This is a genomic window from Streptomyces sp. NPDC032126, from assembly GCF_055580085.1.
Genome location: NZ_JBVIMA010000001.1, coordinates 927,255 through 947,594, shown reverse-complemented (window position 1 = coordinate 947,594; position 20,340 = coordinate 927,255). Strand labels below are relative to the sequence as shown.

The 20,340-nt window shown below is 73.5% G+C and carries 24 protein-coding genes and 1 tRNA gene; 13 read left to right on the top strand and 12 right to left on the bottom strand.

Going from position 1 to position 20,340, the window contains the following annotated elements; translation table 11 throughout:
- Positions 1-65: 65 nt before the first annotated feature.
- The gene (locus ACZ5NW_RS04050) at positions 66-944 is read left to right on the top strand and encodes a methylenetetrahydrofolate reductase (protein ID WP_468742128.1); all 879 of its coding nucleotides are present in this window, start codon (positions 66-68) and stop codon (positions 942-944) included.
- Positions 945-984: 40 nt separating this feature from the next.
- Positions 985-1,776, top strand: a complete 792-nt coding sequence (locus tag ACZ5NW_RS04045) for an HAD-IIA family hydrolase (protein WP_468742127.1) — start codon at positions 985-987, stop codon at positions 1,774-1,776.
- Here the strand turns inward: ACZ5NW_RS04045 and ACZ5NW_RS04040 are convergent.
- Positions 1,762-2,535 carry a sulfite exporter TauE/SafE family protein gene (locus tag ACZ5NW_RS04040; RefSeq protein WP_468742126.1) on the bottom strand — a complete coding sequence of 258 codons (774 nt, stop codon included), beginning with the start codon at positions 2,533-2,535 and terminating at the stop codon, positions 1,762-1,764. The two genes, ACZ5NW_RS04045 and ACZ5NW_RS04040, sit on opposite strands and share 15 nt — an antisense overlap.
- Before the next feature lie 101 nt (positions 2,536-2,636).
- Positions 2,637-3,824 (bottom strand): thiolase family protein, encoded by a 1,188-nt coding sequence (locus ACZ5NW_RS04035; protein WP_468742125.1) that lies wholly within the window; start codon positions 3,822-3,824, stop codon positions 2,637-2,639.
- A gap of 167 nt (positions 3,825-3,991) precedes the next feature.
- Between ACZ5NW_RS04035 and ACZ5NW_RS04030 the strand changes: the two genes are divergently transcribed.
- From ACZ5NW_RS04030 to ACZ5NW_RS04015, 4 genes are all read left to right on the top strand, one after another.
- Entirely contained in the window at positions 3,992-4,801 is an 810-nt protein-coding gene (locus ACZ5NW_RS04030) for an alpha/beta hydrolase (protein WP_468742124.1), read from the top strand.
- 112 nt (positions 4,802-4,913) lie between these two features.
- Positions 4,914-5,162, top strand: coding sequence for a WhiB family transcriptional regulator (locus ACZ5NW_RS04025; RefSeq protein ID WP_468742123.1), 249 nt, complete (start codon positions 4,914-4,916; stop codon positions 5,160-5,162).
- A complete protein-coding gene (locus tag ACZ5NW_RS04020) occupies positions 5,159-5,641 on the top strand; it encodes a Dps family protein (RefSeq protein ID WP_468742122.1) in 483 nt (160 codons plus the stop codon). The genes ACZ5NW_RS04025 and ACZ5NW_RS04020 overlap by 4 nt, the downstream gene beginning before the upstream one ends.
- Positions 5,642-5,712: 71 nt before the next feature.
- Entirely contained in the window at positions 5,713-6,042 is a 330-nt protein-coding gene (locus tag ACZ5NW_RS04015) for a DUF3140 domain-containing protein (protein WP_468742121.1), read from the top strand.
- 30 nt (positions 6,043-6,072) lie between these two features.
- Here the strand turns inward: ACZ5NW_RS04015 and ACZ5NW_RS04010 are convergent, their stop codons facing one another.
- Both ACZ5NW_RS04010 and ACZ5NW_RS04005 read right to left on the bottom strand, forming a co-directional pair.
- Positions 6,073-7,317: an amidohydrolase gene (locus ACZ5NW_RS04010; protein ID WP_468742120.1), complete on the bottom strand. Its 1,245-nt coding sequence runs from the start codon at positions 7,315-7,317 to the stop codon at positions 6,073-6,075.
- Positions 7,318-7,403: 86 nt separating this feature from the next.
- Positions 7,404-8,285 carry a Cof-type HAD-IIB family hydrolase gene (locus ACZ5NW_RS04005; RefSeq protein WP_468742119.1) on the bottom strand — a complete coding sequence of 294 codons (882 nt, stop codon included), beginning with the start codon at positions 8,283-8,285 and terminating at the stop codon, positions 7,404-7,406.
- A gap of 195 nt (positions 8,286-8,480) precedes the next feature.
- Here ACZ5NW_RS04005 and ACZ5NW_RS04000 point away from each other — a divergent pair, with 195 nt between their 5' ends.
- The 5 genes from ACZ5NW_RS04000 to ACZ5NW_RS03980 are packed head-to-tail and all read left to right on the top strand — an operon-like array spanning position 8,481 to position 12,849.
- Positions 8,481-9,290: an SAM-dependent methyltransferase gene (locus ACZ5NW_RS04000; RefSeq protein WP_468742118.1), complete on the top strand. Its 810-nt coding sequence runs from the start codon at positions 8,481-8,483 to the stop codon at positions 9,288-9,290.
- A gap of 16 nt (positions 9,291-9,306) precedes the next feature.
- The gene (locus ACZ5NW_RS03995) at positions 9,307-10,707 is read left to right on the top strand and encodes a type I glutamate--ammonia ligase (RefSeq protein WP_468742117.1); all 1,401 of its coding nucleotides are present in this window, start codon (positions 9,307-9,309) and stop codon (positions 10,705-10,707) included.
- A gap of 1 nt (position 10,708) precedes the next feature.
- Positions 10,709-11,848 carry an amidohydrolase family protein gene (locus ACZ5NW_RS03990; RefSeq protein ID WP_468742116.1) on the top strand — a complete coding sequence of 380 codons (1,140 nt, stop codon included), beginning with the start codon at positions 10,709-10,711 and terminating at the stop codon, positions 11,846-11,848.
- 15 nt (positions 11,849-11,863) lie between these two features.
- Positions 11,864-12,403, top strand: a complete 540-nt coding sequence (locus tag ACZ5NW_RS03985) for an NUDIX hydrolase family protein (protein WP_468742115.1) — start codon at positions 11,864-11,866, stop codon at positions 12,401-12,403.
- Between the two features lie 5 nt (positions 12,404-12,408).
- A complete protein-coding gene (locus ACZ5NW_RS03980) occupies positions 12,409-12,849 on the top strand; it encodes a (2Fe-2S) ferredoxin domain-containing protein (RefSeq protein WP_468742114.1) in 441 nt (146 codons plus the stop codon).
- A gap of 92 nt (positions 12,850-12,941) precedes the next feature.
- Here ACZ5NW_RS03980 and ACZ5NW_RS03975 read toward each other — a convergent pair.
- Positions 12,942-13,015 (bottom strand) — tRNA-Pro (locus ACZ5NW_RS03975).
- A gap of 137 nt (positions 13,016-13,152) precedes the next feature.
- Between ACZ5NW_RS03975 and ACZ5NW_RS03970 the strand changes: the two genes are divergently transcribed.
- Entirely contained in the window at positions 13,153-13,860 is a 708-nt protein-coding gene (locus ACZ5NW_RS03970) for a transketolase (protein WP_468742113.1), read from the top strand.
- Between the two features lie 46 nt (positions 13,861-13,906).
- A complete protein-coding gene (locus ACZ5NW_RS03965; RefSeq protein WP_468742112.1) occupies positions 13,907-14,827 on the top strand; it encodes a transketolase family protein in 921 nt (306 codons plus the stop codon).
- Positions 14,828-14,863: 36 nt separating this feature from the next.
- Here the strand turns inward: ACZ5NW_RS03965 and ACZ5NW_RS03960 are convergent, their stop codons facing one another.
- From ACZ5NW_RS03960 to ACZ5NW_RS03930, 7 genes are all read right to left on the bottom strand, one after another.
- A complete protein-coding gene (locus ACZ5NW_RS03960; RefSeq protein ID WP_468742111.1) occupies positions 14,864-15,223 on the bottom strand; it encodes an MmcQ/YjbR family DNA-binding protein in 360 nt (119 codons plus the stop codon).
- Between the two features lie 30 nt (positions 15,224-15,253).
- Positions 15,254-15,787: a GNAT family N-acetyltransferase gene (locus ACZ5NW_RS03955; RefSeq protein ID WP_468742110.1), complete on the bottom strand. Its 534-nt coding sequence runs from the start codon at positions 15,785-15,787 to the stop codon at positions 15,254-15,256.
- The gene (locus tag ACZ5NW_RS03950; protein WP_468742109.1) at positions 15,784-16,362 is read right to left on the bottom strand and encodes a helix-turn-helix domain-containing protein; all 579 of its coding nucleotides are present in this window, start codon (positions 16,360-16,362) and stop codon (positions 15,784-15,786) included. The genes ACZ5NW_RS03955 and ACZ5NW_RS03950 overlap by 4 nt, the downstream gene beginning before the upstream one ends.
- 93 nt (positions 16,363-16,455) lie before the next feature.
- Entirely contained in the window at positions 16,456-17,358 is a 903-nt protein-coding gene (locus tag ACZ5NW_RS03945) for a LysR substrate-binding domain-containing protein (RefSeq protein ID WP_468742108.1), read from the bottom strand.
- 49 nt (positions 17,359-17,407) lie between these two features.
- Positions 17,408-18,601 (bottom strand): glycine C-acetyltransferase, encoded by a 1,194-nt coding sequence (locus ACZ5NW_RS03940; RefSeq protein WP_468742107.1) that lies wholly within the window; start codon positions 18,599-18,601, stop codon positions 17,408-17,410.
- A 57-nt stretch (positions 18,602-18,658) separates the two neighbouring features.
- Complete coding sequence (gene tdh, locus ACZ5NW_RS03935) at positions 18,659-19,687, bottom strand: L-threonine 3-dehydrogenase (RefSeq protein WP_468742106.1); 1,029 nt, start codon at positions 19,685-19,687, stop codon at positions 18,659-18,661.
- Between the two features lie 185 nt (positions 19,688-19,872).
- The gene (locus ACZ5NW_RS03930; protein ID WP_468742105.1) at positions 19,873-20,259 is read right to left on the bottom strand and encodes an SgcJ/EcaC family oxidoreductase; all 387 of its coding nucleotides are present in this window, start codon (positions 20,257-20,259) and stop codon (positions 19,873-19,875) included.
- Between the last annotated feature and the right edge of the window lie 81 nt (positions 20,260-20,340).

Here is a 20,340-nt window from a genome sequence, read left to right as displayed (position 1 = left end):
GCGGATCGATTCGGCCGGGCCGCGGCGCGGCGCACGACTACACGAGGGACGGGGCAGGCACACCGATGGACGTCGTCCCCACCCTGCCCCGCACGCCCGCCCACCGCCTCCTCGACGACTTCTCGCTGGAGATGACCGGCAAGGACGTGTCCCGCCTGGAGGAGGCGCACGGCACGATCCCGCCCGGCACCCGCGTCAACGTCACCTTCCTCGGCAACGAGGACCTGGAGCTGCGGCTGGCCGCCGCCCGGGCCGTGCGGCGGCTCGGCTTCGTGCCCGTGCCGCACATCTCGGCCCGCCGGCTGCGCTCCCGCGTGGAGCTGGAGGAGTTCCTGGCGGGCCTCGCGGACGCGGACGCGATCGACGAGGTGTTCGTCGTCGGCGGCGACCCGGCCGAACCGCTCGGCCCCTACGAGGACTCGCTCGCCGTCCTGCGTTCCGGACTGCTGCGGAAGTACGGCGTCCGGCACGTCGGCATGAGCGGCTACCCGGAGGGACATCCGGCGATCGCCGGGCCGGCGCTGTGGTCGGCGCTGGAGGAGAAGGCCGCCGTCCTGCGCGAGGAGGGCCTGTCCGGCAGTGTGATCACCCAGTTCGGCTTCGACGCCGACCCGGTGCTCGACTGGGTCGAGGCGGTGCGCGGGCGGGGCCTGGACCTGCCGGTGCGGGTGGGGGTGCCGGGCCCGGCGGGGATCCGGCGGCTGCTGACGTACGCGACGCGCTTCGGCGTGGGGACCAGCGCGGGCATCGCGAAGAAGTACGGGTTCTCCCTGACGAACCTGATGGGCACCGCGGGTCCCGACCGCTTCCTGCACGCCCTGGGCGACCGCTACGACCCGGCGCGGCACGGCCGGCTGGCCGTGCACTTCTACACGTTCGGCGGGCTGCGGGCGACGTCCGACTGGGTCGCCGCCTTCCGTGGCGACACCGCTCGCCGGGGCTGACCCGCGGGCGCGAGGAGCGGCGGCCCGTTATGGTCCCGGTATGGATGTGCGGGCCGTCCTCATCGACATCGACGGGGTCCTCACCGTCTCCTGGAAGCCGATCCCGGGCGCGGTCGAGGCGCTTCGCGCGCTGCGGGAGGCCGGGCTCGGGATCGCCCTGGTGACCAATACGACGTCCCGTACGCGCGCGTCGATCGCGGGCACCCTCGCCGAGGCGGGGTTCCCGGTGACCGCCGAGGACGTCCTCACCGCGCCCGCGGTCACCGCGGCCCATCTGGCCGAGCACTACCCGGGTGCGCGGTGCGCGCTGCTGAACAGCGGTGACGTCCGGGAGGACCTGGGCGACACCACGATCGTCGAGGACGGGGACGACGGAGACGTCGACGTGGTCGTGCTCGGCGGCGCCGGGCCCGAGTTCGGGTACGAGGCGCTGGACCGGGCCTTCGGGCAGGTACGGCGGGGTGCGCGGCTGGTGGCCATGCACCGGAACCTGTACTGGCGTACCGACGCGGGGCTGCGGCTGGACTCGGGCGCGTTCGTGGCGGGGCTGGAGGCGGCCGCGCGGGTGGAGGCCGAGGTGACCGGGAAGCCGTCGCCGGCGTTCTTCGCGGCGGCGCTCGGACGGGTCAGCGCGGAGGCCGGGCAGGCGCTGATGGTGGGCGACGACGTCGAGTCGGACGTCCTGGCCGCGCAGCGGGCCGGCATCATCGGGGTGCTGGTCAGGACGGGCAAGTTCCTGCCGGAGACCCTGACGTCGGCATCCGGCACGCCCGACCACGTGGTGGACTCCTTCGCGGACGTGCCCGCGCTGCTGGGGCTAGCGCAGGAGTAGTTGCAGGCCGCCCACCACCGTCGCCGCGATGACGAGTTGTTCGAAGAGCCGCTGGTTGATGCGGCTCACCGCCCATTTGCCGAAGAACGCGCCGGGGACGACGAACACGGCGAGTGCGGCGTCGAGGAGGAGCGAGTCGCCGTCGATCAGGCCGAGGCCCGCGCTGAAGGGCACCTTGGAGATATTGACGATGAGGAAGAAGAAGGCGGACGTGCCGAGGAAGCCGAGCTTGCGGAAACCGGCCGACAGCAGGTACATCGACATCACCGGGCCGCCGGCGTTGGCGACCATGGTGGTGAAGCCGCCGAGCACCCCGTAGGAGCGGGCCTGGAGGCGGCCGGCCCGGGTGGTCACCGCGTCCGGTTCGGCGGCCTGGTCGGCGGTGCGCCGCCGCACCACCGTGACCGCCGCCATGAGCAGCAGGATCGCGCCGATCGAGGTCCGTACGACCGCGTCGTCGGCCCAGATCAGGAACACCGTGCCGACCACCACGCCGACCGCGACCGCCGGGAACAGCCGGCCCAGGGTGGGCCAGTGGGCGTGCCGCCGGTAGGTGAGGACGGCGAGAATGTCCCCGGCGATCAGGATCGGCAGCAGCACGCCCGTGGAGGCGCGGGCGGGCAGGACGGCCGCGAAGATCGCGAGGCTGACCGTGTTGGCCCCGCTCACGGCCGTCTTGGAGAAGCCGACGAGCAGGGCCGCGAAGGCGAGCGCCGCGAACTCCCAGCCGGTGATGTGCCACAGAGTCATCGTGTCCATGCGGACACCGATGTTATGCACACGCATCCGCCCGGCGTCGCGGCGTCTCGCCTGCTGGGCCCGCACGCGGAGTGGCGCCGGCCGCGCAGGACCGCCAAGAGCTAGTGCCGTTCGACCAGGATCGCGCTGCCCTGGCCCACGCCCACGCACATCGTGGCCAGTCCGCGTTCCGCGCCCGTGCGGCGCATGCGGTGCAGGAGGGTGGTCAGGATGCGGGCGCCCGAGCAGCCCAGCGGGTGGCCCAGGGCGATGGCGCCGCCGCTGGGGTTCACCAGGTCGGGGTCGATGCCCAGTTGGTCCACGCAGGCCAGGGCCTGGGCGGCGAACGCCTCGTTGAACTCGGCCTCCTGGATGTCGCCGATGGTCCACTCGGCGCGGGCCAGCGCCTTCCGGGTCGCCGGGACCGGCCCGATGCCCATCACGTCCGGGTGCACCCCGGCGGAGGCGCCGGCGACGTACCGGCCCAGGGACTCCAGGCCCAGGTCGTTCAGGGCCTCCTCGCTGACCAGGAGGAGGCCCGCGGCCCCGTCGTTCATCGGCGAGGCGTTGCCCGCGGTGACGGTGCCGCCCTTGCGGAACACCGGCTTGAGGGCCGCCAGCTTCTCGTAGGAGGTGTCCTCGCGGATGGACTCGTCGGCGTCGACGACCACCCCGTCGGGGCGTTCCACCGGCAGGAGCTCGTCGTCGAAGTGGCCGTCCTTGCGGGCCCGCGCGGCGCGCTGGTGGCTGCGCAGGGCGAAGTCGTCCTGCCGTTCGCGCGCGATGCCGTACCGCTCGGCGACCTCCTCGGCGGTCTCGCCCATGGGCAGCAGGCCGTGCAGCTCCTTCATCGCCGGGTTGACCAGCCGCCAGCCGAGGCGGGTGTCGAAGGTCTCCATGCGGTGCGGCAGGGCCTCGTCGGGGCGGGGCAGCACGAAGGGGGCGCGGCTCATGGACTCGCTGCCGCCGGCCACGACGATGTCCGCCTCCCCGGCGGCGATCGCGCGGGCGGCGGTGGTGACCGCCTCCAGGCCGGAGGCGCACAGGCGGTTGACCGTGGCGCCCGGCACGGTCTCCGGGAGGCCGGCGAGGAGGGCGGCCATGCGGGCGACATTGCGGTTGTCCTCGCCCGCCTGGTTGGCGGCGCCCCAGTAGACGTCGTCGATGCGGGCCGGGTCGAGCGCCGGCACGTCGGCGACCAGTCCGCGGATCACGGTCGCGGCGAGGTCGTCGGGCCGCACGGAGGACAGGGCTCCGCGCAGTCGGCCGATGGGGGTGCGGCGGGCGGCCGCGAAGTGGACGGGACGCACGAGAGGACTCCTGGACGACTCGGTGAGGCGGAGCTGACGCGGTGCGGACCCGCGTCGGATGCGCGGGACCCACCTTAATTAGCACTGCTAGTTTTGGACTATAGACCGCCGCCCGGGTCCCTGGGAAGATCCCCCCGGGAAACCCCGCCGACGCAGCTGGAGGACCGATGGCCGACGCGCGCGAGCACACGCTCACCGGAACCCGGGGCACGCTCTCCGTCCGCGCCTGGCCGGGCGAGCGCCCCCGGTACATCGTCCTCGTGGCGCACGGCTACGGCGAGCACATCGGCCGCTACGAGGGACTGGCCGACGTCCTCGTCGCGCACGGCGCCGCCGTCTACGGGCCCGACCACACCGGACACGGCAGATCCTCGGGCGAACGCGTGGTCGTACCGGACTTCGAGGACGTCGTCACCGATCTGCGCACCGCCGCCGACCTGGCGCGGGCCGCGCACCCCGGCCTGCCCGTCGTCCTCGTCGGCCACTCCATGGGCGGCCTGATCGCGGCCCGCTACGCCCAGCGCCACGGCGACGAGCTGACCGCCCTCGTGCTGTCCGGCCCGGTCATCGGCGCGTGGGAGACGCCGGGGCGGCTGCTCGCGCACGACGAGATCCCCGACATCCCGATCCATCCGGCGGCGCTCTCCCGCGACCCGGCGGTCGGCGCGGCCTACGCGGCGGATCCGCTGGTGTGGCACGGGCCGATGAAACGGCCGACGCTGGAGGCCTTCGTACGGACCCTGGAGGCGGTGGAGAAGGGCGGTGACATCGGCCGGCTCCCGCTGCTGTGGCTGCACGGCGACGACGACCGGCTGGTCCCGCTGCCGGGCAGCCGGATCGGCGTGGAGCGGCTGAGCGGCGGCGACCTGACCGAGCGGATCTATCCGGGCGCCCGGCACGAGGTGTTCCACGAGACGCACCGCGCGGAGGTCTTCGCGGACCTCACGGCCTTCCTGGACCGGGTCCTGCCCGCCTGACCCGGCGACGCCGACCCGCGGGTGCCGCCCGCCTGACTCGGCTACGCGCACCGGCGATGGCCCGGGCAGCGGTGGGGTTTGCCCCCGTTCCGCCCTGGGCACCCGCGCCGGCATGGAGTGGTTGCGCCGTGCCGCCTGCGTGGGCGAGGACCCCGAGATGTTCTTCCCCGTGGGCACGACCGGACCGGCGCTGCGGGACATCGCGGCCGCCAAACGCGTCTGCGCCCGCTGCCCGGTCACCGCCGACTGCCTGGCCTACGCCCTGGCCCTCGGCCAGACCTCAGGGGTGTGGGGCGGGACCTGCGAAGAGGAACGCGCACGGCTGCGCCGTTCCGTGCCACAGAGAGGAGGCACCGTATGACTGTCGTCAAGAGCCCGCTTCCCGAGCCGGCCCGCCGCGTCACGTTCGAGGCTCTGCAGAGCACGCTCGTGGATCTGATCGGGCTCTCCCTCATCGGGAAGCAAGCCCACTGGAACATCGTGGGGCCCCGGTTCCGCTCGATCCACCTCCAGCTCGACGAGGTCGTCGCGGCGGCCCGGTCGTACGCCGACACCGTCGCCGAGAGGGCCGCGGCGCTCGGCATGCCGCCGGACGGACGCCCGGAGACGATCGCCACCCAGTTCACGCTGCCGGAGCCCAAGGACGGCTGGCTGCGGGACGCGGACGTGGTCCAGCTCATGGCCGACGCGCTGGAGCGTGCCATCGGCCGGCTGCGCGAACGCGTCGACGCCACGGCGGAGCCCGACCCGGTGACCCAGGACCTGCTGATCGGCCTCACCGCCGAACTGGAGAAGCAGCGCTGGATGTTCGAGGCGGAGAACATGCCCCACGAGAGCTGACGGACCCGCCGAGAGCTGACGGACAGGCTGCCGAGCGACGCGCGAGCCGAACGACACGGAAGGGGCACGCCATGGCCGACGCCCTCGAACTGGAGACGCTGTGGGAGGACTTCCACCGCGTGGTGAACATGACCTCGCAGGAACTGGCCGCCTGGCTGCGGGTGAGCGACGCCGGCGAGGAGACCGAGCCGCTGCCGGACCAGGCCGGCACCGAGACCGGACAGCATGTGCTGGCCATCCTGCGCAAGCGGCGCACCGATCTGACCGACGACGACGTCCGGGTGATGTACCAGGTCGTGGACACGGTGACCGAGCAGACGGACATCGCCGACGAGCCCCAGGCCGAGGAGACGCGCCGCCACCGTCTGATGACCATCGGCCACGACCCGCTCAAACCCTGACCTGACCGTCTCGGACGGCCCTGAGCCGGCTCACACCACGAGCCGGCTCAGGGCCGCCGACGCCAACGCCCGCACGCCGGGCAGCAGTACGGACAGGTCGGGAGCGAACAGGGGGCTGTGGTTGCCGGGCACGGCGTCGAGCTTCTCCGCCAGCTGCTCCCCCGGCGCCGCGTCCCACACCGCGGCCGGGGTCGAGGTGACGAACCAGTAGTCGTACGGCACGCCCGGCGGCGCGAGCAGGGAGAAGTCCTCGCTGCCCATCGCCGGACCGAAGTCGAAGACCGTGTGCGCGCCGAAGAGTTCCCGGTGCACGGCCGCGATATCGGTGTCCAGGGCGGCGTCGTTGACGGTGTTGGGATAACCGGACCCGACGGTGACCTCGGGCGGCGCCGGGCAGCCCGCGGCGGCGCACTCCCCCTCGACGATGCGCCGGATCGCGGCGAGGATCCGCTCGCGCACCCGGGGGTCCTGGGTGCGCAGGTTCAGCGCGAGGCGCGCCTCGGCCGGGATGACGTTGTGCTTCGTACCGGCGTGGAACTGCCCCACCGTCAGCACCGCCGACTCCTTCGCGGCGACCTCGCGGGCGACCACGGTCTGCAGCCGCGTGACGATGTACGCGGCCGTCACCACCGGGTCGACCGTCGACTCGGGGCGCGAACCGTGCCCGCCGACGCCGCGCACGACCACGTCGAGGTCGTCGGAGGCCGCCAGGATCAGGCCCGGGGTGTGCGGGAAGAACCCGGCGGGCCCGGGTGCCGCGTGCTGGCCCAGGACCGCGTCGGGGCGCGGAAAACGCTCGTGCGCCCCGTCCGCGACCATCGCCGCCGCTCCCCCGCCGGACTCCTCGGCGGGCTGCCCGACCACGACCAGCGTGCCGGACCAGACGGCCCGGGCGGCGGCGAGCGCCTCGGCGGCCCCGGCCAGCCAGGTGACGTGCAGATCGTGACCGCAGGCGTGCATCACGCCGGCGACGGCGGAGGCGTAGGGCAGGCCGGTCTCCTCGGCCACGGGCAGCGCGTCCATGTCGGCGCGCAGCCAGACCACCGGTCCGTCCCCGTTCGCGAGCACCCCGGCGACTCCGGTGCCGGCGACGCCCTCGGTCACCGTGTACCCGGCGGCCCGCAGCCGTCCGGCGAGCCGGGCCGCCGTGCGATGCTCCTGGAAGGCCAGTTCGGGGTGGCGGTGCAGGTCCCGGTAGAAGTCCTCCAGGTCCTCCGTCTTCACCCCGGAGGTCACCTCCCGGGCGAGTCGGGCGACAACGGACGCTTCGGCCATCCCGCATCCCTTCTTCGGCAGACGACCATCGACCGGCGGTGCTCGGCACGCTCACGATCGCGTACAGGACGTTCCGAAGGAAGGCTTCAGTGCGCGTCGAGCGGCAGATCCAGGACCCGGGCGATCGTGCGCAGTACGCCGTTGTCGTTGTTGGACGGGGCGAGGTGGCGGGCCCGGCGTACGACCTCGGGGTGGGCGTTGGCCATGGCGAACGACCAGTCGGCGGCGTCCAGCATCTCCAGGTCGTTGAGGTAGTCGCCGAAGACCATGGTCTGGGCCGGGCCTATGCCCAGCTCCCGCTGGAGGCGGCGCAGGGCGGCGCCCTTGTTGGCGGTGCGGTTCATCACGTCGACCCAGTGCTCGCCGGAGACGACGACCTGGTGCGTCGCCGTGAAGGGCGCGAGCGCGGGGGCGGTCGTCGCTTCGGCCGACCCGAAGTCGAAGAGAGCGACCTTGATCACCTCGTCGTCGACGGCCGTGACGTCGTCGACGATCCGGTGCCGCAGGTAGTACTTGCGGACCTCGGCCAGGAAGGGCTCGTCGGCGCGCTCGACGTAGGCCGACCGCTTGCCGCAGACCACGGCCCCGACGTCGACGCCGTCCGCCGACAGCCGCCGTACCGTACGCACGACGTCCGCGGCGACGGCACGGTCCATCGGGTCGGAGCTGAGTTCCCGCCCGTCACGCACGACGTACGTGCCGTTCTCCGCGATGAACACCATCCCCTCGGCCACCGCGGCGAACTCCCGCTCCAGGCTGGCGTACTGGCGTCCGCTCGCCGGGCTGAACAGCACCCCGCGCTCCCGCAGCCGGGCCAGCACGTCCCACAGGCCGGCGGGGGGCCGCTTGTCGTCGTCGAGGAGCGTGCCGTCCATGTCGGTGACGATCAGACGGATGTCCGCGCCGGGGCCCGAGGGCGGGGCCGGGGACGGCGCGGGCTCGGTCAGGGGCGAGGAGGAGTAGGGCATGTCCTGCCTTCTGTACGGGTGCGGGCCGCTCCTCACCCTAACGGGGACCGTCTCCGGCTCTTGGCGCGCGGACGGGGCTCTCCGCGCGCGGGCGTGCGTTCGTGCGTGCGTCGGCCGCCGCGATTCCCGGGACATCCCGATCTTCGCGGGGCAGAATGACCGCGTGACCCGCAGGGACGTGGAGGGGACGACAAGGTGAGCGACGGCGGCACCCCGGGGCAGGCCAAGGCGCGGCTGAACACCACCGTGGCGCACAACGCGCGGGTGTGGAACTACTGGATCGGCGGCAAGGACAACTACGAGGTCGACCAGCGGGTCGGCGAGCAGGTCGCCACGATGTTCCCGGTGATCCGCGACGTGGCCCGCGCGGACCGCGACTTTCTCGGCCGCGCGGTGACGCATCTGACCGCCGAGCGCGGGATGCGGCAGTTCCTGGACATCGGCACGGGGCTGCCGACCGTGGACAACACCCATGAGATCGCCCAGCGCATCGCGCCGGACGCGCGGATCGTGTACGTCGACAACGACCCGATCGTGCTCTCCCACGCCCGCACCCTGCTGACCGGGTCGACGGAGGGCGTCACGGACTACATCGACGCCGACGTCCACGACCCGGACGCCATCCTCGAACGGGCCGCGGGCACCCTGGACCTCACCCGCCCGGTCGCGGTGATGCTGCTCGGCATCCTCAACTTCGTGCTGGACACCGAGAAGGCGCGGGACATCGTGCGCCGGGTGATGGCCGCGGTGCCCTCCGGCAGCTGTCTCGTCCTGACGCATCCGACGTACGACGACGCGGTGGGCGGCGCGGGCCAGATCCCGGCGATGGAGTTCTGGAACGAGAACGCCACTCCGCCGATCACGGCGCGCGGCGGCGCGGAGATCGCGGCCTTCTTCGAGGGGCTGGAGCTGCTGGAGCCGGGCCTGGTCTCGTGCTCGCGGTGGCGCGCCGAGGACGGCGCGCCGGCGGTGCCGCAGTACGGTGCGGTGGCCGTGAAGCCCTGATCCCGGAGGACGACGGATGACCACCCTTGCCGATCCGGTGCCCGGCGGGCGCCCCGGTGATGTCGAGCGGGCGACCGCGCTGAGCGGGGAGCTGTCCGGGCGGGGCGTGCACGGCGTCGTCCTGTCGTACGTCGACACCGCGGGCGTCGGCCGGGTGAAGACGGTCCCCACGGGCCGGCTGCCCTCGGTCGCGGCCTGGGGCGTCGGGATGTCGCCGGTGTTCGACACGTTCCTGTCCGACGACGCGATCGTCACCACCGACGTGCTCGGCTCCCCGGACGGCGATCTGCGCCTCTACCCGGACCTGGACCAGCTGACCGTGCTGGCCGGGCAGCCCGGCTGGGCGTGGGCGCCGGTGGACCGGATCACCCAGGACGGCACGCCCCACCCGGGGTGCGCGCGCACGTTCCTGCGCCGCACGGTCACGGGCGCCGCCGGGCGCGGGCTGTCGTTCCGGGCGGCCGTGGAGATCGAGTGGTCGGTGGGCCTGGACTCCGCGCCCGCCGGGGAGTTCGTCCCGGCGACCACCGCCCCGGCGTACGGGGCGGCCCGGCAGGTGGAGCTGAGCGACTACCTCGCCGATCTGCTGGCCGCCTGCGCCGCCCAGGGCGTGGACGTCGACCAGGTCCATCCCGAGTACGCGGCGGGGCAGTTCGAACTGTCGGCGGGCGCGCTGGACCCGGTGGCGGCGGCCGACCGGAGCGTGCTGGTGCGTCAGACGATCCGCGCGGTGTCCCACCGCCACGGCCTGCGGGTGTCCTTCTCCCCCGCCGTGTCCGCGCAGGGCGTCGGCAACGGCGGCCACCTCCACCTCTCCGCCTGGCGCGACGGCCGCAATCTGCACACGGGCGGGACCCGCCGCCACGGCATGACCGCCGACGCGGAGTCCTTCGCGGCCGGCGTCCTCGCCCGGCTGCCCGCGCTCACGGCGGTGACCGCGCCCAGCCCCGCCAGCTATCTGCGCCTGCGGCCCTCCCAGTGGGCGGGGGTGTTCACCGCCTGGGGCCTGGAGACCCGGGAGGCCGCGGTCCGGCTGGTCCCCGGCACGGCCGGGCACCGCGACGAGCAGGCCAACCTGGAGGTCAAGCCCGTCGACCTGGCCGCCAACCCGTATCTCGCCCTCGGCTGCGTGATCGCCGCGGGCCTCGACGGTCTGGCGGCGGGCGCGGCCCTGCCCGAGGAGACGACCGGTGACCCGGCGCGGCTGACGGCCGCGCGGGCGGAGGCCCGGGGGGTGCGCCGGCTGCCGACGTCGCTGGGCGAGGCCGTCGCGGCCTTCCGGGCGGACGAGGTGCTGCGGGCCGCGCTGGGGCCGGTCCTCGCGGACGCGGTGACGGCCGTGCGCGAGGGGGAGATCGCGGCCGTGGCGGGGCTGGACGACGAACGGGTGGCGGCCGCCTACCGCTGGCGGTACTGAGATGGGCACCGCCCGGGGGCCGGTCCACGAGGCGCTCGAGGAGCTGGAGCTGGTGGACCACCACTGCCACGGCGTGGTCGCCACCGACCTGGCGGCGCCCGCCTTCGAGGCGCTGCTGACGGAGGGCGACCGGTGGCCGGACGTCTCCCCCTTCGACACCCCGGCGGGTGTGGCGGTACGACGCCACTGCGCGCCCCTGCTCGACCTGCCCCGGCACGCCCCGGCCGAGGACTACGTGGCCCGGCGGGCCGAACTCGGCGCGCGGGAGGTCAACCGGCGGTTCCTGACGGCAGCCCGCACCGGCGTGTTCTGCGTGGACACCGGCTACGCCCCGCACCCGCTGACCACCCCGGCCGAGCTCGCCGCCGACGCCGGCGGCGCCGCGCACGAGGTCGTACGGCTGGAGGGCGTCGCGGAGGCCGTGGCGGCGCGGGGCGTCGACGCGGGGGCGTACGCGGACACGTTCCGGGCGGCCGCGCTGGACGCGGTGCGGCGGCCCGGTGTCGTCGCGGTGAAGTCGGTGGCCGCCTATCGCACCGGCTTCGACCTCGACCCCGCGCGCCCCTCCGACGCCGAGGTCACCCGGGCGGCCCGGCGCTGGCTCGCGGCCGGCGGCCGCCTCGCCGACCCGGTGCTCGTACGGCATCTGCTGTGGACCGCCGTGGATCTCGGGCTGCCGCTGCAACTGCACACCGGCTTCGGCGACCGCGATCTGCGGCTGCACCGGGCGGACCCCGCCCTGCTGACGGACTGGCTGCGCCTGACCTCCGGCACGGTCCCGGTGCTGCTGCTGCACTGCTGGCCGTACCAGCGGCAGGCGGCCTATCTGGCGGCGGTGTTCGAACAGGTCTACCTGGATGTGGGCCTGACCCTGCATCATGTGGGTCCGGTGCGGGCGCGGACCGTCCTGGAGGAGGCGCTGGAGATCACACCGTTCCGCAAACTGCTGTACAGCTCCGACGCCTACGGTGTCGCCGAGTTCTACCGGCTCGGCGCGCTGGCGTTCCGCCGGGGCCTGGGGGATCTCCTCCAGGACCGGGTGGACGCCGACGAACTGGGCCTGTCCGACGCGCTGCGCCTCGCGCGCTGGGCGGGCGCGGACAATGCCCGCCGGGTCTACCGGCTCATCCCCCGGGACTGAAAGTATGATCAAGCAATGTCTGACATGACCGAGACCACGCCCGGTTGGCTGAGCCAGGACGAGCTGGAACTGGCCCGTGCCCGCATGCCGATCCTGTACGTCGAGGCCGTGCCCGTGCGCGTCGACGACAGCGGCGAAGTGACCAGCATCGGCCTGCTGCTGCGCATCGGACCGGACGGCAATGTCAGCCGGACCCTGGTCTCCGGCCGGGTCCTGCACCACGAGCGCGTCCGGGACGCCCTGCTGCGGCACCTGGAGAAGGACCTGGGCCCGGTGGCGCTGCCCCGCCTCCCCGCCTCCCTCCAGCCGTTCACCGTCGCGGAGTACTTCCCGACGCAGGGCCTCACGCCGTATCACGACCCGCGCCAGCACGCGGTGTCGCTCGCCTACATCGTGCCGGTCAGCGGCGACTGCCAGCCCCGGCAGGACGCCCTGGACCTGGTGTGGTTCGACCCGCAGGAGGCGGCGTCGCCGGCGGTGCAGAGCGAGATGCCGGGCGGGCACGGGTTCCTGCTGCGGCAGGCGCTGGCCCACGTCGGCCTGTCGGCCTCCTGACCGGGATGGACCGGACCACCCCGGTGCCGGGGCAGCGCGCGGCGGCCTCCCGGTTCTCCGTCGGCGCCGCCGCCCGCCGGCCCTGCACGCTGGTCGTCTGCCGGGGCTGCTGCTGCGGCGACGCCCGCAAGCAGCCCGGCTACGACCACGCGTGGCAGGTGGAGCGGCTGCGCGCGGGCGCCCTGGAACACGGCTTCCAGGTCCGTACGACGGACTGTCTCGGCCCGTGCGACCAGGCGAACGTCATCGTCGTACAGCCCTCCGCCGAGGGGCGCCGGGCGGGCGGCCGGGCCACCTGGGTCGGTTTCGCGACGGACGACGACTGCACGGAGGAGCTGGTGCGCTGGGCGGCGGCCGGCGGCCCGGGCCTGGCCGATCCCCCGCTCGCCCTGGAACTCCAGTTCATCAGCCCACCCCGGGACGCCCGGGTACGCTCACGCCGCTGACGGCCCGACAGGTTCGGCGGCCCGTCCGCCCGACACGCGCACAAACGACCAGCGGGCCTGCCTCTGTCGGCAGACCCGCTGGTTCGACACCGTCGGGACGACAGGATTTGAACCTGCGACCCCTTGACCCCCAGTCAAGTGCGCTACCAAGCTGCGCCACGTCCCGGTGCCGTCTGACCTGGGGTTTCCCCTGGCCGAACGCGCAGGAGAACAATACCGCACTCGGGTCGGTGATCGCGCATCCCTTTACCCCGCTGGGCGCCGGTTGACCTCAAGTTTGGTCGAGGTTGCACGATCGTCCGCATGACGATCACCGAGGAACGCACGCTGACGTACACGTACGCCGAACTGCCGCGGCTGATGGGCCTGATGACGGGCGACGAGAAGCACGGCCCGGCCGCCACCTCCACGCTGGACGTGCTGTGGGTGCTCTACGACCGGATCCTGCGGGTCGAGCCGGGCCGCGCCGACGCCCCCGACCGGGACCGGTTCCTGCTGTCGAAGGGGCACGGCCCGATGGCGTACTACGCGGTGCTCGCCGCGAAGGGCTTCCTCCCCGTGGAGTGGCTGCCGGGCTTCGGGTCCTACGACTCGCCCCTCGGCCACCATCCCGACCGCACCTTGGTCCCCGGCGTCGAGATCGGCAGCGGCTCGCTGGGCCATGGGCTGCCGATCGCCGTGGGGACGGCCCTGGGACTGCGCGCACAGGGGCTCGACGGACCCCGGGTGTGGGCGTTGATCGGGGACGCGGAGCTGGACGAGGGCAGCAACCACGAGGCCATCGCCTTCGCCGGTCCGGCCGGCCTGGACCGGCTGCACACGGTCGTCGTCGACAACTCCTCCGCCAGCCATGCCCGGCCGGGCGGGATCGCCGCCCGGTTCGCGGCGGCCGGCTGGTCCACGGCCACCGTCGACGGCCGTGACCACGAGGCGCTGTACGCCGCGTTCACCGCGCCGCACCCGGGCCGGCCGCACGCGGTCGTCGCCCGCGTGGAACCGAAGAACGCCTGAACCGCCGGCAGAAGCCCACAGAAGAGACAGAAGAGGGAGACATCCGATGGAAACCATGCGTGACCGCTTCGCCCCCGTGGTCACCCGGCTGCTGGACGAGGACCCGAGGGTCGCGGTGGTCCTCGCCGAGATCGGCAAGGACGGCTTCGCGGAGGCGATGCGCCGGCACCCCGACCGGGTGATCAACGTCGGCATCCGGGAGCAGTTGCTGGTGGGTGCGGGGGCGGGGCTGGCGCTGGCCGGGCTGCGGCCGGTCGTGCACACCTTCGCGAGCTTTCTGGTGGAGCGGCCCTTCGAGCAGATCAAGCTGGACCTCGGCCACCAGGACGCGGGCGCGGTGCTGGTGAGCGCGGCCGCGTCCTTCGACTGGCCGGCGGGCGGGTTCACGCACATGGCGCCCGGGGACGTGGCGCTGCTGGACACCCTGGACGGCTGGACCGTGCACGTGCCGGGGCATCCTGAGGAGGCGGAGACACTGCTGCGGCACGCCGTGGCGGCGGGCGACGACAAGGTGTACGTCCGGCTGTCGGTGCAGGCGAACCGGGCGGCCCTGCCGGTGGACGGCGAGCGGTTCCTGACCGTCCGCGAGGGCCGCGCGGGCGTGGTCGTGGCCGTCGGGCCGATGCTGGACGCGGTGCTCACGGCCACCGAGGGCCTCGACGTCACGGTGCTCTACGCGACGACCGTGCGCCCCTTCGACGCGGCGGCCCTGCGCCGGGCCGTCTCGTTCGCGGGTCCGGACGTCGTGCTGGTCGAGCCGTATCTGGCGGGGACGTCGACGGCCGCCGCGAACGACGCCCTCGCCGAGGTGCCGCACCGGATCCTGGGGCTGGGCGTGGGCCGGCGCGAGCTGCGGCGGTACGGCACCGTCGCGGACCACACGGCGGCCCACGGGCTGGACGCGGGATCCCTGCGGGAGCGGATCGGGGGATTCGTCGGGGCCGGGCGGGCACTGGACCGCGTCTGAGCGGGGGTGAGCCCCTTCACTCCCCGCTCGGCAGCTTCACTCCCCGCCGGGCAGCCCCAGCTCCGGGTGGGCGTCCAGGAGTCTCGGCGGGGCCGCCTGGCGCCATGAGTCGGCCAGGATGTCGCGCAGCTCGCCCTCGTCCTCCAGGGCGGCGAGCCGGACCCGCACCCAGGCGAACTGCGCCTCGTGGTCGGCGATCCAGAACTTCTCCGGCTCGGCCAGCACGAGTTCGTCGCGCTCCTCCTTGGGGCAGCGCACGGCGATCGAGGTCTCCTCCTCGGGCAGCGTGGCGAACATCTTGCCCGCGACCCGGAACGTGGGCATGCTCCAGGCGATCTTCTCCGTCGTGTCCGGCAGGGACAGGGCGATTCTGCGTACGTCTTCGGCGTCCTGCATGCCTCGCACCGTAACCGCTCCCACTGACAGTCACCCCGTGGCCGGCCCCACCCGCTTGTAGTAGAGGGTCGTCGGGCGCAGCGCTCCGTCGGGGGCGGCCGCGTAGTCGGGGATCACCCCGGCCCTGGTCCATCCGGCGGCGCGGTACAGGCGCTCGGCCGGGCTGTCGGTCTCGGTGTCCAGGTGCAGCAGGGTGACGCCGGCCGCGGCGGCGGCCTCCTCGGCGGTGGTCAGCAGGGTGCGGCCGAGTCCCCGGCCTCGGGTGTCGCGGTGCACCATCAGCTTCACGAGTTCGGCGCGGTGCCGGCTGTTGGGCTTGTCCGGGAAGACCAGGCTCACCGTGCCGACGACGCGCCCGCCGTCGTAGGCGCCCCAGACGGCGAGTCCTCCGGCGGAGAGGGCGGTGGCGCGCTCGCGCCACCAGGCGGTGGCCTCCGCGCGGTCGAGCGGTCCGAGGAAGCCGACGGACGCCCCGCCGGCCACGGTGTCGACGAGGAGGCCGGCGAAGTCCCCCGCTTCGGCGAGGAGCCGGGCGGAGTCGAGGCGGGTCACGGTCGCGGTCACGGCAGCACCACCGCCAGCGCGTAGCGGGCGTCGGTGTCCCCGGCACAGCGGAAGCGGGTCGGCCCCCAGACCCGCAGGCGCAGGCAGTCACCGGTGGAGAGGCGGTGCGTGGTGCCCTCGGCGGTCACGTCCAGGGCACCTTCCAGGACCCAGATGTGCTGTTCCAGGCCGGGTACGGGCGGACGGTCGTAGGCGATGTCGGCGCCGGTGGCGAGCCGTCCCTCGACGAGTTCGCCGCGCAGTCCGGAGTGCGGCGGCGACACGGAGCGCCGTAGGAAGCCGGAGGCACGGTCCTCCCACACGGCCTGGTCGGCGGCGCGCACGACCGGGGCGGGTCCGGCCTCGACCTCGCTGAGCAGCTGGGACATGGTCCGGCCGTAGACCGCGCAGAGCCGGTTCAGCATCGAGGCCGTGGGGCTGATCTCGGCCCGTTCGGCCCGCGACAGCGTCGACCGGCTCACCCCGCTGCGCTCCGCCAACTCCCCCAGGGACCAGCCGCGTTCACCGCGCAGTTCGGCGAGACGCGCACCGAGCCGGGTGTCGACGGGGTCGGGGACCTCCGCTTCGTTTCTCACATCCGGGAAGCTATCCCATATATGAAACAGACGTGTTTCCGCGACCTCTCAGCCGATCCGGCGTCCGCGTCGGCGCCCAGGGACGGTGGTCCCTCAGGCCCGCGCGACCTCCTCCAGCGCCTCCAGCACCGGGCGGATCAGGGGATGGGCCTCCGCGCCCCGGCGTACGGCCGCGAAGACGCGTCGGGTCGGGGCGACGCCGTCCACCGGGCGGACGACCACGCCGGTGAGGTCCATGCCGCGCAGCGCCGAGCGCGGTACGAGGGCCACGCCCGCGTCGGCCGAGGCGAGGGCGACGACCGCGCGGAAGTCGTCGGAGGAGTGCTCCAGACGGGGCTGGAAGCCGGCGCTCTCGCAGGCCAGGACCACCACGTCGTGGCAGGGGTTGCCGGGGTAGGGGCCGATCCAGGCGTCCTTCGCCAGCTCGGCGAGGGGGACCTCGGCGGAGTCGGCCAGCCGGTGGCCGACCGGGACGACCGCGTCGAACGGTTCGGCGTAGAGCGGGAGGTGGGTCAGACGCGGGTCGTCGGCGGGCGGCGCCCCCCGGTACTCGACGGCCACGGCGACATCGACCTGCCGGTCCAGCACCATCGGCAGACTGGCGTCGCCCTCCGCGTCCCGCACCCGGATCCGTATGCCCGGCGCCGTCCGGGCGAGGTGCGCCAGGGCGGGCGCCACGACCAGGGCGATACCGGTCGCGAAGGCGGCCACCGTGACCGTGCCGGCCTGTCCGGAGCCGTAGGCGGCCAGCTCGGCCTCGGCCCGCTCCAGCTGGGCGAGGACGGCATGGGTGTGGCCGAGCAGGATCTCGCCGGCCGGGGTGAGCCGTACGCCCTTCGCGCCGCGCTCCACCAGGCGGTGACCGGTCTCCTGCTCCAGGGCCGTCAGCTGCTGGGAGACCGCGGAGGGCGTGAGATACAGCGCGGCGGCAGCCGCCGTCACCGTACGGTGGTCGGCCACCGCACGGAGGATGTGGAGCCGCCGCGCCTCGATCATGGCATCGATTGTCTCAAATGCCCCCGTGTGCTGAGGCCTGCCCGGCGGCTCAGGCCTCCAGCTCGGCCCGGGCCGCGACGAAGGCGTCCACCGCGCGGTCGACGTCCTCGGTGGAGTGCGCGGCCGACAGCTGGACGCGGATGCGGGCCTGGCCCTGCGGGACGACCGGATAGGAGAAGCCGATCACGTAGACGCCGCGCTCCAGCAGCAGTTCCGCCATCCGGCCCGCCTTCGCCGCGTCACCGATCATGACGGGGGCGATCGCGTGGTCGCCGGGGAGGATGTCGAAGCCCTCCTCGGTCATCCGGCGGCGGAAGAGCGCCGTGTTCTCCCGGAGCCGGACGCGCAGGTCGTCGGCGGACTCCAGCAGGTCGAGGACCTTCAGGGAGGCGGCCGCGATCACCGGGGCGAGGGTGTTGGAGAACAGGTACGGGCGGGAGCGCTGGCGCAGCAGGGCGACGATCTCCGCACGGGCCGCCACATAGCCGCCGGACGCGCCGCCGAGCGCCTTGCCCAGCGTGCCGGTGATGATGTCGACGCGGTCCATCACGCCGTGCAGCTCGGGGGTGCCGCGGCCGCCGGGGCCGACGAAACCGACGGCGTGCGAGTCGTCGACCATGACCATCGCGTCGTAGCGGTCGGCGAGGTCGCAGATCTCCCGCAGCGGAGCGACGTAGCCGTCCATCGAGAAGACGCCGTCGGTGACGATCAGGCGGCGGCGCGCGTCGGACGCGTCCTTCAACTGCCGCTCCAGGTCCTCCAGATCACGGTTGGCGTACCGGAAGCGGCGGGCCTTGGACAGGCGGATGCCGTCGATGATGGAGGCGTGGTTGAGGGCGTCGGAGATCACCGCGTCCTCGGGGCCGAGCAGCGTCTCGAAGACACCGCCGTTGGCGTCGAAGCAGGAGGAGTACAGGATCGTGTCCTCCTGGCCGAGGAACGCCGAGAGCCGCGCCTCCAGTTCCTTGTGCACCTCCTGCGTGCCGCAGATGAAGCGCACGGACGCCATGCCGTAGCCCCAGCGGTCCAGGGCGGCGTGGGCGGCGGCGATCACCTCGGGGTGATCGGCGAGACCGAGGTAGTTGTTGGCGCAGAAGTTGAGGACCTCGCCCGGGCGGCCGCCCGCGGTGACGGCGACGGTCGCGGACTGCGGGGTGCCGATGACCCGCTCGGGCTTGTGCAGGCCGGCGGCGCGGATCTCGTCGAGGGTGGCGCGCAGGTCGTCGCGCACGGAGTCGAACATTCCAGAAGCTCCTCGGAGTGCGGAGTGCGGATACGGAAGGTGGCGGACGCGGTCGTCCTACGCGGTCCAGTCCAGGATGACCTTGCCGCCCTTGCCGCTCGCGGCGTCGGCGAACGCCGCCTCGAAGTCGCGGTAGCCGTACCGGCCGGTGATCACGGGGGCGAGGTCGAGGCCGCCCTCCAGCAGCACCGACATCGCGTACCAGGTCTCGAACATCTCGCGGCCGTAGATGCCCTTGATGGTGATCATCGAGGTGACGATCCGGGCCCAGTCCACCGGGAACTCCTGGGCGGGCAGACCGAGCATGGCGATCTTGCCGCCGTGCGTCATGTTGGCGATCATGTCGCGCATCGCGGTGGGGTTGCCGGACATCTCCAGGCCCACGTCGAAGCCCTCGCGCAGGCCCAGCTCGCGCTGGCCGTCGGCGATCGAAGAGCGGGAGACGTCGAGCGCGAGGCTGACGCCGATCTTGCGGGCCAGCTCCAGCCGCTCCTCGCTGACGTCGGTGACCACGACGTTGCGGGCGCCCGCGTGCCGGGCCACGGCGGCGGCCATCAGGCCGATCGGTCCGGCGCCGGTGATCAGGACGTCCTCACCGACCAGCGGGAAGGACAGCGCGGTGTGCACGGCGTTGCCGAACGGGTCGAAGATCGCGGCCACATCGAGGTCGACGGGGACGCGGTGCACCCAGACGTTGGACGCGGGCAGGGCGACGAACTCGGCGAAGGCACCGTCGCGGCCCACGCCCAGGCCGACCGTCGCACGGCACAGGTGGCGGCGCCCGGCGAGGCAGTTGCGGCACTTGCCGCACACCAGATGGCCCTCGCCGCTGACCCGGTCGCCGACGGCGATGTCGGACACGTCACGGCCGGTCTCGACGACCTCGCCGACGAACTCGTGGCCGAGCACGAGCGGGGTGGTGATCGTCTGCTGCGCCCAGCCGTCCCAGGACCGGATGTGCAGGTCGGTGCCGCAGATGCCGGTGCGCAGCACCTTGATCAGCACGTCACCGGGGCCGATCTCCGGCTCGGGGACGTCCGTGAGCCAGAGCCCCGGCTCCGCCTTCTCCTTGACCAGCGCCTTCAACGCTACGGCTCCCGTGGTGAGGTCCCGGGCGCGGGCAGGCCGAAGCGGCCCGCAGCCGGAAAGAGGGGTGGATTCGGGAGCAATCTTGCGCACCCGGTCCACCCCGGTCCATCGAGGATTTCTTAAGCCGCGCCGCAGCTTTCCTTCACACCCCCCGTAACCACCCCCGCAACTCCCGCCGCACCTCAGGCCGTAGAGGGCTGGTCGGGGCGGGAGACCTGGTAGTGGCGGATGAGCCAGTCGTCCCCCGTACGGCCCACCAGCACGGCGAGTCGGGCGTCCAGCGGGGGCCGGTCGGTGAACGAGAAGGTGACGTCGAGATAGCCGAGGACGAGGTCGTCGGCCAGGCGTCGGGTCTCCAGGAAGCGGTAGGCGACGGTCAGGCCGAGCGGCTGGGCGTCGTAGTAGGCGGCGACACCCGCCCGGCCCACGCTGTAGGGGCGCAGGCCCTGGAAGACGGCGTCCTCGGCGAAGACTGCGGCGATGTCCTCCGGCCGGTGTGCGGCGATACCGGCCTGCCAGCGGTCCAGGACGCCGCGCAGGATCTTCTCGTCGTCGGTGGTGGTGGTCATGAGTGCTCCTCGGGTGGTGCGGTGATGAGGGCGGGCCGGGCCAAGGGGCGACGGGTTGCCGATGTCCGGAGGTGACGGGGC

What these genes read in the sequence shown, in the direction of transcription:
- ACZ5NW_RS03990 (WP_468742116.1), top strand. Translation starts at nt 10,709, where the DNA reads ATGGGCACCGCCCGGGGGCCGGTCCACGAGGCGCTCGAGGAGCTGGAG.
- ACZ5NW_RS04050 (WP_468742128.1), top strand. Translation starts at nt 66, where the DNA reads ATGGACGTCGTCCCCACCCTGCCCCGCACGCCCGCCCACCGCCTCCTC.
- ACZ5NW_RS03940 (WP_468742107.1), bottom strand. Translation starts at nt 18,601, where the DNA reads ATGTTCGACTCCGTGCGCGACGACCTGCGCGCCACCCTCGACGAGATC.
- ACZ5NW_RS03970 (WP_468742113.1), top strand. Translation starts at nt 13,153, where the DNA reads ATGACGATCACCGAGGAACGCACGCTGACGTACACGTACGCCGAACTG.
- ACZ5NW_RS03995 (WP_468742117.1), top strand. Translation starts at nt 9,307, where the DNA reads ATGACCACCCTTGCCGATCCGGTGCCCGGCGGGCGCCCCGGTGATGTC.
- ACZ5NW_RS04040 (WP_468742126.1), bottom strand. Translation starts at nt 2,535, where the DNA reads ATGGACACGATGACTCTGTGGCACATCACCGGCTGGGAGTTCGCGGCG.
- ACZ5NW_RS04045 (WP_468742127.1), top strand. Translation starts at nt 985, where the DNA reads ATGGATGTGCGGGCCGTCCTCATCGACATCGACGGGGTCCTCACCGTC.
- ACZ5NW_RS03945 (WP_468742108.1), bottom strand. Translation starts at nt 17,358, where the DNA reads ATGATCGAGGCGCGGCGGCTCCACATCCTCCGTGCGGTGGCCGACCAC.
- ACZ5NW_RS03960 (WP_468742111.1), bottom strand. Translation starts at nt 15,223, where the DNA reads ATGCAGGACGCCGAAGACGTACGCAGAATCGCCCTGTCCCTGCCGGAC.
- ACZ5NW_RS04005 (WP_468742119.1), bottom strand. Translation starts at nt 8,285, where the DNA reads ATGCCCTACTCCTCCTCGCCCCTGACCGAGCCCGCGCCGTCCCCGGCC.
- ACZ5NW_RS03985 (WP_468742115.1), top strand. Translation starts at nt 11,864, where the DNA reads ATGTCTGACATGACCGAGACCACGCCCGGTTGGCTGAGCCAGGACGAG.
- ACZ5NW_RS04030 (WP_468742124.1), top strand. Translation starts at nt 3,992, where the DNA reads ATGGCCGACGCGCGCGAGCACACGCTCACCGGAACCCGGGGCACGCTC.
- ACZ5NW_RS04015 (WP_468742121.1), top strand. Translation starts at nt 5,713, where the DNA reads ATGGCCGACGCCCTCGAACTGGAGACGCTGTGGGAGGACTTCCACCGC.
- ACZ5NW_RS04025 (WP_468742123.1), top strand. Translation starts at nt 4,914, where the DNA reads ATGGAGTGGTTGCGCCGTGCCGCCTGCGTGGGCGAGGACCCCGAGATG.
- ACZ5NW_RS03930 (WP_468742105.1), bottom strand. Translation starts at nt 20,259, where the DNA reads ATGACCACCACCACCGACGACGAGAAGATCCTGCGCGGCGTCCTGGAC.
- ACZ5NW_RS03980 (WP_468742114.1), top strand. Translation starts at nt 12,409, where the DNA reads ATGGACCGGACCACCCCGGTGCCGGGGCAGCGCGCGGCGGCCTCCCGG.
- ACZ5NW_RS03965 (WP_468742112.1), top strand. Translation starts at nt 13,907, where the DNA reads ATGGAAACCATGCGTGACCGCTTCGCCCCCGTGGTCACCCGGCTGCTG.
- ACZ5NW_RS04010 (WP_468742120.1), bottom strand. Translation starts at nt 7,317, where the DNA reads ATGGCCGAAGCGTCCGTTGTCGCCCGACTCGCCCGGGAGGTGACCTCC.
- ACZ5NW_RS04020 (WP_468742122.1), top strand. Translation starts at nt 5,159, where the DNA reads ATGACTGTCGTCAAGAGCCCGCTTCCCGAGCCGGCCCGCCGCGTCACG.